13 protein-coding genes are annotated in these 13,353 nt (G+C 39.5%); 8 read left to right on the top strand and 5 right to left on the bottom strand.

What is annotated here, in order from left to right; genetic code table 11:
* Window positions 1–4 precede the first annotated feature (4 nt).
* From AAA071_RS08030 to dnaA, 5 genes are all read right to left on the bottom strand, one after another.
* Window positions 5–907 (bottom strand): DciA family protein, encoded by a 903-nt coding sequence (locus tag AAA071_RS08030; RefSeq protein ID WP_302132363.1) that lies wholly within the window; start codon window positions 905–907, stop codon window positions 5–7.
* Entirely contained in the window at window positions 894–1,994 is a 1,101-nt protein-coding gene (gene recF, locus AAA071_RS08025) for a DNA replication/repair protein RecF (RefSeq protein WP_302132361.1), read from the bottom strand. The genes AAA071_RS08030 and recF overlap by 14 nt, the downstream gene beginning before the upstream one ends.
* Before the next feature lie 3 nt (window positions 1,995–1,997).
* Window positions 1,998–2,231 (bottom strand): RNA-binding S4 domain-containing protein, encoded by a 234-nt coding sequence (locus AAA071_RS08020; RefSeq protein WP_004692943.1) that lies wholly within the window; start codon window positions 2,229–2,231, stop codon window positions 1,998–2,000.
* A gap of 24 nt (window positions 2,232–2,255) precedes the next feature.
* Entirely contained in the window at window positions 2,256–3,368 is a 1,113-nt protein-coding gene (gene dnaN, locus AAA071_RS08015; protein WP_120055217.1) for a DNA polymerase III subunit beta, read from the bottom strand.
* 326 nt (window positions 3,369–3,694) lie between these two features.
* Complete coding sequence (dnaA, locus tag AAA071_RS08010; protein ID WP_120055215.1) at window positions 3,695–5,269, bottom strand: chromosomal replication initiator protein DnaA; 1,575 nt, start codon at window positions 5,267–5,269, stop codon at window positions 3,695–3,697.
* A 1,201-nt stretch (window positions 5,270–6,470) separates the two neighbouring features.
* Here dnaA and rpmH point away from each other — a divergent pair.
* The 8 genes from rpmH (at window position 6,471) to rsmG (ending at window position 13,328) form a co-directional block, all read left to right on the top strand.
* On the top strand, window positions 6,471–6,605 hold the full coding sequence (gene rpmH / locus AAA071_RS08005; RefSeq protein ID WP_004692946.1) for a 50S ribosomal protein L34: 135 nt from the start codon (window positions 6,471–6,473) through the stop codon (window positions 6,603–6,605).
* Window positions 6,606–6,684: 79 nt separating this feature from the next.
* On the top strand, window positions 6,685–7,044 hold the full coding sequence (rnpA, locus tag AAA071_RS08000; RefSeq protein ID WP_316581405.1) for a ribonuclease P protein component: 360 nt from the start codon (window positions 6,685–6,687) through the stop codon (window positions 7,042–7,044).
* A 48-nt stretch (window positions 7,045–7,092) separates the two neighbouring features.
* Complete coding sequence (yidD, locus tag AAA071_RS07995) at window positions 7,093–7,314, top strand: membrane protein insertion efficiency factor YidD (protein ID WP_012865047.1); 222 nt, start codon at window positions 7,093–7,095, stop codon at window positions 7,312–7,314.
* 168 nt (window positions 7,315–7,482) lie between these two features.
* Window positions 7,483–8,148, top strand: a complete 666-nt coding sequence (locus tag AAA071_RS07990) for a YidC/Oxa1 family membrane protein insertase (RefSeq protein WP_004692948.1) — start codon at window positions 7,483–7,485, stop codon at window positions 8,146–8,148.
* A gap of 9 nt (window positions 8,149–8,157) precedes the next feature.
* On the top strand, window positions 8,158–8,955 hold the full coding sequence (jag, locus tag AAA071_RS07985; RefSeq protein ID WP_155085729.1) for an RNA-binding cell elongation regulator Jag/EloR: 798 nt from the start codon (window positions 8,158–8,160) through the stop codon (window positions 8,953–8,955).
* A gap of 189 nt (window positions 8,956–9,144) precedes the next feature.
* Entirely contained in the window at window positions 9,145–10,530 is a 1,386-nt protein-coding gene (gene mnmE, locus AAA071_RS07980; protein ID WP_316581371.1) for a tRNA uridine-5-carboxymethylaminomethyl(34) synthesis GTPase MnmE, read from the top strand.
* A gap of 50 nt (window positions 10,531–10,580) precedes the next feature.
* On the top strand, window positions 10,581–12,452 hold the full coding sequence (gene mnmG / locus AAA071_RS07975) for a tRNA uridine-5-carboxymethylaminomethyl(34) synthesis enzyme MnmG (protein WP_349234122.1): 1,872 nt from the start codon (window positions 10,581–10,583) through the stop codon (window positions 12,450–12,452).
* A 123-nt stretch (window positions 12,453–12,575) separates the two neighbouring features.
* Window positions 12,576–13,328: a 16S rRNA (guanine(527)-N(7))-methyltransferase RsmG gene (gene rsmG, locus AAA071_RS07970; RefSeq protein ID WP_349234121.1), complete on the top strand. Its 753-nt coding sequence runs from the start codon at window positions 12,576–12,578 to the stop codon at window positions 13,326–13,328.
* Window positions 13,329–13,353 lie beyond the last annotated feature (25 nt).

Below are 13,353 nucleotides of genomic sequence, written 5' to 3'. Positions count from 1 at the left end.
CCCTCTACTTTTCTAATGTCCCATTAAGGGCATCAATTTTGCGCTGCTCCTCTTCAGCAAGGAACTTAGACCGATATTTATTACACAAATTAATAACGTGCTGATCCGTCAATTCATCAGGTTTTTTGTGGGTAATGAGCATGGCCACCATAAACATATGACGGCGATTGATAGATCCTTTATAAATCTTATCAAGGTAAAAGTATATGGATTCTCGCATCGCTTCTGCAAAGTCTGAAAAACTACACTGTATAAATTGCTGACAGTCGCTGTATTTAAAGTACGGATATTTTCTAATCACAGACTTAATGTCCTTAATATGTTTTCGATGCAATTCATATTCACAGGTTGGACAGATTTCCTTTTTAGATTTCATATGCATGCCACATCGCTTACAACGATGGTATCCATGCTGCTCTAAATAGATTTCTCTCTTACGAGCCGTAATCTGTACTTTCCGGAAAGCAGCTTTTAATGCTTCGTTATCCGTTTGTTTCAACGATGTATCAATGGCATCTACGTCTTCTTTTGAAAGCACGATATCTGCAAAGTTAATACGTTTTGTAATAATTTGTTCATCAGGAATCGTGAGAGACGTGTTATTTTCTACTTTCACATAGCTCTGACGTTTCATGATGAAGCGAATATCGGTGATTACATCTTGACGGTAATACTTATTGATAGCCTCGATAATACGTCGTTTTTGCATCTGTAATTCCTGCATCCACATGGAATTATCTGTACTAATAACCATATTTGGAGGCTTGATGGACACAATTTTTGTATGATCCGCGATAACATCACCTACTACATCACGCCACTTGTGAACAAGGGTATTTAATTTATATTGTTCCAGTAAATTCAGTTCTGCTAAGGCCTTTGGTAAACAAAGATCAAGGCTGTCCATACTGAACCTGTCCCCCTTCACAAGAAATAAATTGAACGGATTTTAAATCTTTAAAATCGTGAATATCTGTAGTGGTAATAAATGTTTGAATTCGTTTATGAATAAACTGCAATAAATTCGCTCGTCTCGACTCATCAAGTTCGCTCAATACATCATCCAAGAGAAGAACTGGATATTCTCCTACCTCTGACTTGATAAACTCAAGCTCACTCAACTTTAAGGACAATACAGCGGTTCGTTGCTGCCCTTGAGATCCAAATTTCTTTAAATCCATCGCATCGGAAAAGAATCGTAAATCATCGCGATGAGGACCCACACTAGTGCTTAAACGATGACGATCCTGCGGCAACGCTGCTTTTATACGTTCGTAAAAGCCTTCCTTTGTATATTCCAATGAACCATTGTCCATATACGGCTGTTCATAACCAATGGTTAAATTCTCAAGACCACCTGTCAATTTACGATTCATCAAATCAATGAGCAAATTAATTTTTTTTAAGCTTTCTAATCGTTTCTTTACGATAAAGCTCGCCATATCTGCTAGCTGCAAATCCCATTCTTCAAGAGGAATATTATTCTTTCCTCTATATTCTTTTAGAACTGCATTTCGTTGCTGTAACAACCGATTATACTGCATCAATTGATGATAGTAAATAGCGCTGGTCTGAGATATTTCCATATCGAGAAAACGCCTACGTCCAGACGGAGTTCCCTTGATGAGCTGTAAGTCTTCAGGACAGAAGATAACTGTATTTAATGTACCAATCAGTTCTTTTTGAGATATTTTTGTGTCGTTTAATCGAATATCCTTAGGACCTTGACGGAATAATTTAATATTTACCTTTTGAGGCGTATCCTTTTTCTCGAACTTTACCACAATGCCAGCTTCTTCAGCATTGAACATGAGCATATCTGACGTATCATTCGTACGATGGCTTTTACCAATCGTACCAACATAAATCGATTCGAGGATATTAGTCTTACCAGCCCCATTAGTGCCATATAGAACAATAATCTCAGGATTAAACTGTATCTGTACATCCTTATAATTACGAAACTGAAATAACTGCAGTGAGTCAATTCTCACCGATTATGCCTCCTCTTGTGTAATCACGAGGTCTACATCGAGACCTTCACAAGAAATCACATCACCAACGCGGCATTTCTTGCGTTTTTCCGTTACAACCTGACCATTCAAGGTAAGGATGCCTTCATCGATGAAAGATTTTATTTGACCACCTGTTTCAATGATGCCTTCTAACTTCAACAACTGATCAATTTGAATGTACTCCGTATGAATGGGTACCTGCTGTTGCTCTTTCATAACGTTCTCCTAAAGTGATAAAGGTCAAGCATTTGTGCGAACTGGTGTTACTACGTATGTATAGTTCGGATTATTGTCTTGGCGAATGACAACAGGACCATTTTGTTTTAAGAACAAGTGAATATTATCGCCTGTGCTGTGACGCAAGATGTCAGAGATGTAGCGACCATTGAAGGAGATTGTGAAAGGTGTACCTTTAAATTCAACAGCTACGTCTTCTTTTGCCATACCGATTTCAGTATTTTGAGTAGACAATGTGACATTGCTTTCAGACCAATCATAACGAATTACATTATAGCTGATGTCTTTAGCCAACAAGGATACGCGATCAACAGCACCAGCAAATTCGCGGCGATCAATTACAGCGCTAGAATCGAATTGGGAAGGAATTACCTTTTCATATTCAGGGTATGTACCTTCAATTAAGCGAGAAATAATATAAATAGATTCAAAATTGAATACGATTTGTGTGCGATTCCAAATGATATTGATCATAGCTGGATTATCTGTTGGTAATAAACGAGATACTTCAGCCAACGTTTTTGTTGGAATGATAGCGCGCATTGGAGTCGTTGCTGGTTCATCGATGGTAATTTTTTTAACAGCCATACGGTGTGTATCGGTAGCAACCATAGTCACTTCGTTTTCTTTGATTTCAAGAAGAGCACCGGTAAATACAGGACGATCTTCGTCAGTAGCAGCTGCATAATTTGTTAAATCGATGAGTTCTTTCATAGCAAAGCTATCAATGTTTACATGATCTTGGTCGTGAATTTGTTCCACCAAGGAGAAATCATCTGGGTGTAATGTAACAAGGTTAAATTCGGAAGATCCAGATGTGATGGTTAAAGAATTTCCGTCTTCTGGTTTGTAAATTTCGATAGTATCGCCAGGTAATTTGCGAATTAATTCTTGGAAATAGCGGGAACCTACTACTAAAGTACCAGGTTCTTTAATGTCTCCATCGATGGTTAAGCGAATGCCGAGTTCAAAGTCGTTACCTTGCAATTCTACTTGACCATTTTTTGTAGTCATGTAAATAGCGCCTGGTAAGTTGGAACTTGTTTTATTTTGAGATACCTTTTGCAATACGTTGATTGCTTTTTGGAGATTTGCTTTAGGGAATGTAATATGCATATGTTACTCCTTTATAATTTTTATATATTGTAAAAGCACTAATAATTACTTGCTTTGTTTGTAATATTCAATGTTTACTATCGTAGATGCTCTATAGATATTCTACGGTAGATCTATTTCTACTGGTTTTTTGATTGTTTGTTAGTTTTAGTAGTAGTAATAGTAGGGGTCTGTTTATATGTGTAAAAGTGATTTGGCGCCACTAACTGTGTGAATTATGGGTTGTGTATAACTATGTTGATAGTTTGTACTTACTTATCCACATATTAACATCAAAGTATGAGTTTTAGGATATCCACAAAGTTATTCACCGTATATCCACAGAGTTATCCACAGGTTGTTAATTTCTGTTTAATTTCTGCAACCATTCGTTTAGTTTCTTCGTTTTTTTCAATTTCCTTCGTTATTTTATCGTACGCATGGAGAATTGTCGTATGATCACGAGAAAAAGCTGCTGCGATTTGAGGATAGCTTTCATTGATCATATCGCGGCATAGATACATGGCGATTTGCCGTGGAAATGCGAATTGGGCTTTTCGTTTCTTGCCGAGTAGGTCTTGCTTTTTAATATTGAAATAAGAACTTACAAAATTCTGGATGCTTTCAATATTAACCATATTCACCTCTTCGGTATGAACGAGGCCCGCCAAGGCGTGTTTTGTGTATTCTAGGTCGATAGATTCGAGACGTTGATCGATGGATGCTGTACCGATGAGTTTGGTGAAAGCACCTTGTAATACGCGGACGTTTTCGCTAAATTGCAATGCTACGTAGTTAATTGAATCATTATCGATGCGAATAATGCGATTCTTTTTATATTCTCGTTCGAGCAGTGACCTGAAGATGGCAATGCGCGTTTCTAAATCTGGATTTTCCATTGTGGCAATGTAGCCAGCTTGGAAACGAGAGCGAAGACGATCTTCGAATTGCTCCATATCGTTTGGCATCGTATCAGAGGTAAGTACGATTTGCTTGTTGTTATTTAATAATTCATTGAACGTATTAAACAGCTCAGTTTTCGTACTTTCACGGCTTTCAAGGAACTGAATATCGTCAATCATGAGCACGTCTATATTGCGGAATGTGTTGCGGAATAATTTACCTTGATTGCGCTGTAATGTTTCAACGAAAATATTCATAAAATTTTCGCTTGTAATAGACATGACCTTCATATGTGGATGATTTTCTTTGATAGCATTGCCGATGGCGTGCATCAAGTGTGTTTTGCCGAGGCCAGATGGACCGTATATAAAGAGCGGATTATAGTCTCCACCAGGAAATTCAGCTACATTTTGAGCGGCTCCAAAAGGAATGCGATTGGCATTGCCCGTTACATAATTATCAAAACGGTACGCCGGATTGAGATTAGATAGTGATAAATCTACAGGTACATTATCAGACTGCAATGTTGGCATTGTTTCTGTAGATTTCTTTGGTATCGCTACCATTGGTTCGTCTGGAATCTCCACAGGCGCTGGCGCGCGGTCGATATAGACAGGATCTTGATAGACTGGAGTGTAAAACTCCTCTTGATGAGTCTTTTCCTCTACTATAGGTGGTAAAGGCAATGGCGGTGCCACAACTGGCGTATCGATGAGACTTTCATCAACAAAGGTAGTATCTACACTCTCTTGATTGAAATCGAATAACACCATATCTCGATGGGAACCGATGACCGTAGTAATAGCATCCTGCAAAGCCTTGCTAATCTGTGGCTGCTGGTCGATTAAGTTTTTTACAAATGTTTGCATGACCCCAATATGGATCGAATGACTTTCGAGAGACATGGGAATCAACGATGACGTGACGCGCAAATACAATGCGTCAGGTAAATGTTGCATATTCTTTTTCGCCTCTTGCAATATATGCTCCCATATATTATTTAAATCAAATGATTGCATGACGTGCCTCTTGTGAATAACTATTGCAATAAATGTGTATAACTTTAGGAATAATGTGCATAACTATTGTAAAAGCTGTGGAAAAAACTATTACTCCTGTGAATAACTTGTGTATAACCTGTGAATAAGTAAAAATAAAAGTCTATTTTATATAGATAATTACTGACTTTTTAGTTTTTATAAACTAAAAGAGAAAAAATGTGGATAACCTCGAAAGTTATCCATCAAAAACCTATAAAAATATATAATTTTTCCTAATTTCAAGTATGATTGTACCAAAAAATAAGTAATTTGTCATTCAATCTGTGGATAACTTTTATAAACTGTTTATAATGTATATTTTAATTTTCTCTTGGTATATCTATTACTTTTGGGATAGGAAGTGAAACTACTTTTATCGCTCCATCCTGACGCAAGTCGCTCAAAAAGTAGTTTCACTTCCCCTCCTCCAACCATATAATTTTATGATTTTTATACATATAACCAAAAAAGTAATAGATATACCTTCTATCAATCTACATTAGATCTGTTTATAAAACGTTATCAACACAACTTAAATGAAAATCGGGGAGAGAAGTCAGAGGAAATTAATAGTATCAATTGTCCCCCCTTTCTTATCAAGAGGTTAAAAGGTAAGATTTGTTAAATCTTAGATCCGTATTCTGAAAGACTTTTAGATTTCCTATAAAAACTGATACTACTTTTTATACTGGTGGTAGGTGTATGAGTAGTCATTAGAGTGTGTTAGGAGCAGGAATAGATATGGATTTTTGACCGACTTACGATGAGTATGGAGGGAGAAAACCACATCTATTCCTCCCCTCTCTTCAACTAGAGATTAAAATGTAAATTTGTCTAATATAAAAAAATTAAGGTTGTGAGTTCTTGTATGCTGATATTGATGTTACGTTTACATCGTGCAGTGGTGTTGAAGGTGAAATTAGGGTTGCCTTAGGAGGGAATATAGGGTCCTTTTGAGCGACTTTACGATGAGTATGGAGCGATGAAGGAGCCCTATATTCCTCCCCCTGGAAACGTAACATCAATTACAGGATAAAATGTGTAGTAGAATTATTTTCAGAAATACAAGAACTCACAGCAGAACCCCTTTATTATATTGACAAATTTACGTTTTACCTCTATAATTACCCTGTTATGGTATAAGTAAAACAATACAGAATGACGAGGAGGTGTTTTACTAATGAAACGTACTTACCAACCAAATACTCTTTGGAGAAAACGTACCCATGGTTTCCGTGAACGCATGAAAACTATTGGTGGCCGTCTCGTTTTGAAAAGAAGACGTGCAAAAGGCAGAAAACGCTTATCTGCATAATATAATAGCTGTTAGGCAGGAGAAAAAACTTGGCGCTGCTGCCAAGTTTTTCTATTCTTAGGACTTAAGGACAATGCATATGGATTATTGCCTTGATAAAGCAAGACGACTGACGCACAATAATGAATATCGCCTTGTGTATAAGCACGGAAAATACGAAGTAGGCCGTATGTGTGTACTGTATCGTATGCCCGTGGCAAAGCAACCTACGCGCATTGGTTTTGTAACAGGCAAAAAGGTTGGTTGTGCAGTGGAGCGCAACCGAGCTAGACGCCTGATGAAAGAGGTATATCGCCTCAATCAGCACGTCATTCGCGAAGGGTATCATATCGTAATTGTTGGACGTGGCCCTCTGAAAAACGCTACCTATGAAAAAGCGGAAAAGGAGATTTTGTATCTCTTGCGAAAAAGCAAATTATTGATACAAAATGATAAATAGGACCACAAGTTAGAGGCTTTGGTCCTTTTTGTGTATATGGAGGTTTCCATGAAACGCTGTATAACCATGCTTTTACGACTTTTAATTAGGTTTTATCAGCTCGCCATATCTCCCTTAAAACCTGGATGTTGCCGTTATTATCCGACATGTTCCACATATACTCTGCAGGCCATCGAAAAATATGGTCCTTTGAAAGGTAGCTGGATGGGTTTAAAACGCATTCTTCGCTGTCATCCTTTCCATAAGGGTGGCTACGATCCAGTTCCCTAATCCACGTGGGATTAGGCTGGATGCGTTCTGTGAAAGTTACTTTCATAAAAACCATCGAGCACAGTTTTGGAAATACCTGAGCATCTGTATGGATGAAATTTAGACCATACCATAACGATATATAGATGCGCAAAGGACGATTTCGGACTGTATGAAAAAGGAGAAACAATGGACTTTTTAAGTGGTATTTTCCAACCTATCGTTGATTTAATGAGCACATTGGTAACTTATGCGTTCCAATTGACTCAAATGATAGGTTATCCAAGCTACGGTGTGGCTATTATCCTTTTAACAATCGTTATTAAAGCGATTTTGGCACCACTTACTGTTAAGCAAATCAAATCCATGAAGGCTATGCAAGAATTGCAGCCTCGCATGAAACAATTGCAAGATAAATACAAAAACGATCCTGCAAAACTGCAAGCGGAAATGGGTGCATTGTACAAAGAAATGGGCGTTAACCCATTGGCTGGTTGCTTGCCATTGTTGGTACAAATGCCCTTCTTGATCGCAATTTATTGGGCTTTGAAAGATTACCCATACGATCCAAACTTTGTACAATTCTTGTGGTTGCCTAGCCTTGGCGATCCAGATCCAATGTATATCTTACCTATTTTGAGTGCATTATCCACATGGGTTATGTCTCGTCAAACTAGTAATGGTGCGACTGGTGCAGCTGCGCAACAACAAAAGATTATGACAATCTTTATGCCTTTATTCATTGGTTACATTTCTTTGAGCTTCCCATCTGGTCTCGTTATCTACTGGGTAGTTTCTAACGTATTCCAATTGATTCAACAGCATTTCATTTACAAAAATTTGAACGCTAAGTAGGAGGCAATTATGGAATTTATCGATGTATCTGCTAAAACCATTGAAGATGCCATTGCTAAAGGTGTAGCTCAATTAGCCGCTGAAGGTCAAGAATTGGTAGAAACTAAAGTCTTAGAACAACCTTCTAGTGGATTTTTAGGTATTGGTCGTAAACCAGCAGTTGTTCGCTTATTCTTCACCGCTTTGGCTCAATCTGCTACTGCAAAAGAAGTAGCTAACGCAGAAGAACAATCTGTAGCTATTGCTTCCGAACCAGTGGCAACAAGCGAAACAGAAGTACAAGATACAGCAGTTGAAACTTCTGAAAGTACTGTAACGGAAAAACCTTCTAAAAAAGAACTTTCAAAAGAAGATCAACAAGAAATTGCTGAAAAAGGTAAACAATTCCTTGATGATATGTTTACACAAATGGGCCTCACTGTGGTTATCGAAAAGATGATGACCAAAGACAAGATTACATTCCAAGTACACGGCGAAGATTTAGGTATTTTGATCGGCAAACATGGTCAAACATTGGATGCTATTCAATACTTAACAAATCTCGTGGCTCACAAGGATGTATCTGGCCACTGCCATATCGTTGTAGATGTGGAAAACTATCGTTCTCGCCGAGAAGAAACATTGGTAAATCTCGCGAAACGCTTGGCTTCTAAGGTGAAACGCAACCGTCAAAAGGTTTCCTTAGAACCGATGAATGCTTTTGAACGTAAAATCATTCATACTGCCCTTCAAGGGGATAAAAACGTTGTTACCAACAGTGAAGGGGATGAACCATTCCGTCACGTTGTGATTTCGTACAAAAAATAAAATATAGTAGTGCAGCTTTCAAGTAGCTAGGATTTTCCGTTACTTGAGGGCTGTTCCCTTTATTCTTTAGGTTATGGTGAAAGCTAACCTAAGTTAATCTTCGCATGCAAAGATTAGTTTAGTTTAACTTTCACAGGCGAAGAACATATACAAAAACAAATACTAGATAATCGAAATACGGAGATATGTATGTATATAGATGATACAATAGCGGCCATTGCGACACCGCCCGGCATCGGTGGGGTTGGTATTATTCGGGTCAGCGGCAAGGATAGTTTTCCTATTGTAAATAGCCTGTTCAAGAGCACTGGCACCGTTCCTTTGATGGACCGCCAAAATAGAACGATACAATATGGGACCATTGTGGACCCTGCAACTAACAAGACCATCGACGAGGTTCTTGTGTTATTGATGAAAGGTCCTCATTCCTACACGGCAGAGGATGTAGTGGAAATTCAGTGTCACGGCGGTATTGTGCCTGTTCGACAAATTCTGAAATTGCTCGTCAATCACGATGTGCGCATGGCTGAGGCCGGCGAATTTACGAAGCGCGCCTTTATGAACGGACGTATCGACCTCACCCAAGCGGAGGCGATCATTGATATTATTGAAGCGAAAACGGAGGACTCCCTCTCCCTCGCTGTATCTCAGCTAGATGGGACTGTTTCGTCCTTTGTGAAAGATGTGCGAGAACAGCTCATCGCCATGATTGCTCATTTAGAGGTAACCATCGACTATCCTGAGGAGGATATCGAAGACGTAACGAGCCAAGAGGTTCGTGATCAATTACAGCCTATTTTGAAAGCTATGGATGATCTCTTGTCCACAGCGAATACAGGCCGCCTCATTCGCGATGGTATTACGACAGTTATCGTAGGTCGTCCCAATGCAGGTAAATCGAGCCTTATGAACGCTCTATTGCGCGAAAACCGCGCTATCGTAACGGATATTCCTGGTACGACGAGGGACAGCATTGAAGAATATATGACCGTAGAAGGCATTTCTCTACGCCTCATCGATACGGCAGGTATTCGGGACACACAAGATACGGTAGAAGCTCTTGGTGTGGAGCGTGCTCGCGATTATATCAACAAAGCAGACATCGTGCTCTGCGTTATTGACGGATCTACTCCGTTAAACTCTGAAGAAATCGAAATTTTGATCTCTGTGAGCGGTTTAAATACCATAGTACTCCTCAATAAGTCCGACGTGGCACAAGTCGTTACAGATGAAAATATTAAAGAACATGGGAATTTTACAGCTATTGAACGCATTAGTGCTAAAGAAGGGGAAGGCTCTGCAGTTCTCTCTAAATGGGTACAAGAACTCGTCTATGGCGGTCGCGTAAAACAAGACAACAGCGCCATGATTAGTAACGTGCGCCACATTAGCCTTATGGAACAAGCAAAGGCACAAGTCGAACAAGCCCTCTCCTCCATCGACATGGGCATGCCTGTAGACTTTGTAGCTACCGACCTGCGTAGCGCTTGGGAACTACTAGGCGACATCACAGGTGATACCATCCGAGAATCCATGATAGATGAATTGTTTAGTCGTTTTTGCCTTGGTAAATGATTTAAACTTTCACAATAAGATAAGTAACAAATATAAGGAATTTAATTGATATGTACACAGTAGATAATTATGATGTCATCGTCATCGGTGGTGGTCATGCTGGTTGTGAGGCGGCTCTCGCTACTGCCCGCATGGGTCATCGCACGTTGATGGCGACCATCAGTCTAGATAATATTGCGCTTATGCCGTGCAACCCTGCCGTGGGTGGTCCTGGTAAAAGCCATCTTGTTTACGAAGTTGACGCATTAGGCGGTCAAATGGGTATCAATGCGGATGCTACGGCTATCCAAATGCGTATGCTCAATATGGGCAAAGGACCTGCCGTTCATTCTTTGCGCTGTCAATCCGACAAGATTAAATATCAACATTTGATGAAACAAACATTGGAGAATACAGATAATCTCAATGTTAAGCAAATCATGGTGACTGAGCTTAAGGTTGAGGATGGTAAGGTAACAGGTATCGTTACAGAGCTTGGTGAATTTTATGGTGCTAAAGCTGTTATTCTTTGTACAGGTACCTATTTGAAAGGTAAAATCCTCATCGGCGATATCGATTATGTGGGCGGTCCAAATGGTCAACGCGTAGCGGAACATTTCTCTCGATCCTTACTTGATAATGGTATTGAATTGATGCGCTTTAAGACGGGTACACCAGCACGTGTAGATAAACGTACTTTAAACCTCGAAAATATGGTAGTACAAGAAGGCGATGCACATCATCACGCATTTTCCTTCATGGATGAATGGATTAACCGTAATGAAGATGTATGTTGGTTGACCTATACTAACAAAGAAACGCACGAAATCATTCATAGCAATATTCACCGCGCTCCTATGTATAGTGGCAAAATCGAAGGCGTAGGCCCTCGTTACTGCCCTTCCATCGAAGATAAAGTAGTGCGCTTTGCCGATAAAGAACGCCATCAATTATTCGTAGAGCCAGAAGGTACAGGCACAAATGAAATGTACGTTCAAGGCATGAGTACATCCCTTCCAATGGATGTACAATATGCGTTCTTGCGTACCATCCCAGGACTTGAGAATGTTGAAATTATGCGCCCTGCCTATGCTATCGAATACGATTGCTTGAATCCAACGCAATTAACACCAGCCCTTCAAGTGAAACATATTGAAGGCCTCTACTCTGCAGGTCAAGCCAATGGTACATCTGGCTATGAAGAAGCGGCTGCTCAAGGCCTCATGGCTGGTATCAACGCAGCATTGTGGCTTGAAGGTAAAGAACCGTTCATCCTTGCTCGCTCTGAAGCGTACATCGGTGTTCTCATCGATGATCTTGTAACAAAAGGTACAAATGAACCGTACCGTATGATGACAAGCCGCAGTGAATACCGATTATTGCTTCGTCAAGATAATGCAGACATGCGTCTTACGGAAAAAGGCCGTGAAATCGGTCTTGTAAAAGATGATCGTTGGGCTAAATTTACAGCTAAAAAAGCTGCTATCGAAGAAGCAATGGACATGTTACGAAATACACCTGTCAATCCATCCAAGGAAACACAAGCTTTGCTTGAAAGTCTAGGTACAGCACCTATTAGAACAGGTATTCACGCTTATGATTTAGTAAAACGTAACGAACTCTCTTATGCCGTCGTAGCCGATGTATTTGGTTTGAAACGCTATACACCTGATGTAGAGGAAGCTGTCGATATTTCCATTACCTACGAAGGTTACATCAAAAAGCAAATGGAGCAAGTCGATAAGGTTCGTAAACTAGAAGAAAAAATTCTTCCAAAAGAATGGGACTATACACAAATCAAGGGTATTTCCCTTGAAGCTCAACAAAAGCTCAACAAAATTCGCCCTCACTCCATCGGCCAAGCAAGCCGTATCTCTGGCGTATCACCTGCGGACGTATCTGTTCTGTTAATCCAACTCGAACAATACAACAGAAGTAAATAAAATAGCATGTAATAACATGCATTTTATATGAACTTTTTAGAAGATATTTCTTACAGATTTTAAAAGATATTTCCTACAGATTTTATTGTCCTATACATATTAGACAATTCATTAGGAGTACTTATGAAAGAAAAATACGATGTGCCTATAGCACCTCAGTCTGAATTTGTTTCGTACATGATGGAGCAAATGAGCCATTTTGGCTTGCCTTGTACGGAAGAGCAAGCCAAAGACTTTTACATGTATTATGCGCATATGATTGAAACAAATAAATATCTCAATTTAACGGGTATTACGGATATGAAAGAAGTCGTGGTTAAGCACATGATTGACTCCCTCTCCTGTTATGATTCTGAAATTATCAAATCTGGCATGACGATTATCGATGTTGGTACCGGTGCAGGCTTTCCGGGTATTCCATTGGCTATCTATGACCATAGCCTCAAGGTTACCCTGTTTGATTCTTTGAAAAAGCGGCTTACCTTTTTGGAATCGGTTATAGATGAACTAAAACTGACGAACTGTACTATCTTACATGGACGTGCGGAGGATTTGAGTCACCAAGATTACCGTGAAAGCTTCGATATTGCTACGAGCCGTGCCGTGGCACGCTTGCCGATTCTTTTAGAATGGACTGTGCCATATGTAAAAGAAGGTGGCTACGTCGTTGCTTTAAAAGGCGCTATCTACGAAGAAGAAGTGAAAGAATCTAATAAAGCCCTTAGCACACTAAAAGCTACTATCGAAGAAGTAAGAACCGTTACTTTGCCAACCTTAGACGATAAACGTGCCATTCTGTACATCAAGAAAACAGGTAAAACACCGAAACAATATCCACGAAAACCAAAAGAAATCAAAGACAAACCGTTAGTATAGCAGCTAATGATTTAGGCGTAGAAAC

This window comes from Veillonella parvula (assembly GCF_040097785.1).
GTDB classification, from domain to species: Bacteria; Bacillota; Negativicutes; order Veillonellales; family Veillonellaceae; genus Veillonella; species Veillonella parvula_D.
This window is presented reverse-complemented; position numbering and strand designations above follow the sequence as displayed.

What these genes read in the sequence shown, in the direction of transcription:
- jag (WP_155085729.1), top strand. Translation starts at nt 8,158, where the DNA reads ATGGAATTTATCGATGTATCTGCTAAAACCATTGAAGATGCCATTGCT.
- dnaA (WP_120055215.1), bottom strand. Translation starts at nt 5,269, where the DNA reads ATGCAATCATTTGATTTAAATAATATATGGGAGCATATATTGCAAGAG.
- mnmE (WP_316581371.1), top strand. Translation starts at nt 9,145, where the DNA reads ATGTATATAGATGATACAATAGCGGCCATTGCGACACCGCCCGGCATC.
- AAA071_RS08030 (WP_302132363.1), bottom strand. Translation starts at nt 907, where the DNA reads ATGGACAGCCTTGATCTTTGTTTACCAAAGGCCTTAGCAGAACTGAAT.
- AAA071_RS07990 (WP_004692948.1), top strand. Translation starts at nt 7,483, where the DNA reads ATGGACTTTTTAAGTGGTATTTTCCAACCTATCGTTGATTTAATGAGC.
- dnaN (WP_120055217.1), bottom strand. Translation starts at nt 3,368, where the DNA reads ATGCATATTACATTCCCTAAAGCAAATCTCCAAAAAGCAATCAACGTA.
- rpmH (WP_004692946.1), top strand. Translation starts at nt 6,471, where the DNA reads ATGAAACGTACTTACCAACCAAATACTCTTTGGAGAAAACGTACCCAT.
- mnmG (WP_349234122.1), top strand. Translation starts at nt 10,581, where the DNA reads ATGTACACAGTAGATAATTATGATGTCATCGTCATCGGTGGTGGTCAT.
- AAA071_RS08020 (WP_004692943.1), bottom strand. Translation starts at nt 2,231, where the DNA reads ATGAAAGAGCAACAGCAGGTACCCATTCATACGGAGTACATTCAAATT.
- rnpA (WP_316581405.1), top strand. Translation starts at nt 6,685, where the DNA reads ATGGATTATTGCCTTGATAAAGCAAGACGACTGACGCACAATAATGAA.
- yidD (WP_012865047.1), top strand. Translation starts at nt 7,093, where the DNA reads ATGAAACGCTGTATAACCATGCTTTTACGACTTTTAATTAGGTTTTAT.
- rsmG (WP_349234121.1), top strand. Translation starts at nt 12,576, where the DNA reads ATGAAAGAAAAATACGATGTGCCTATAGCACCTCAGTCTGAATTTGTT.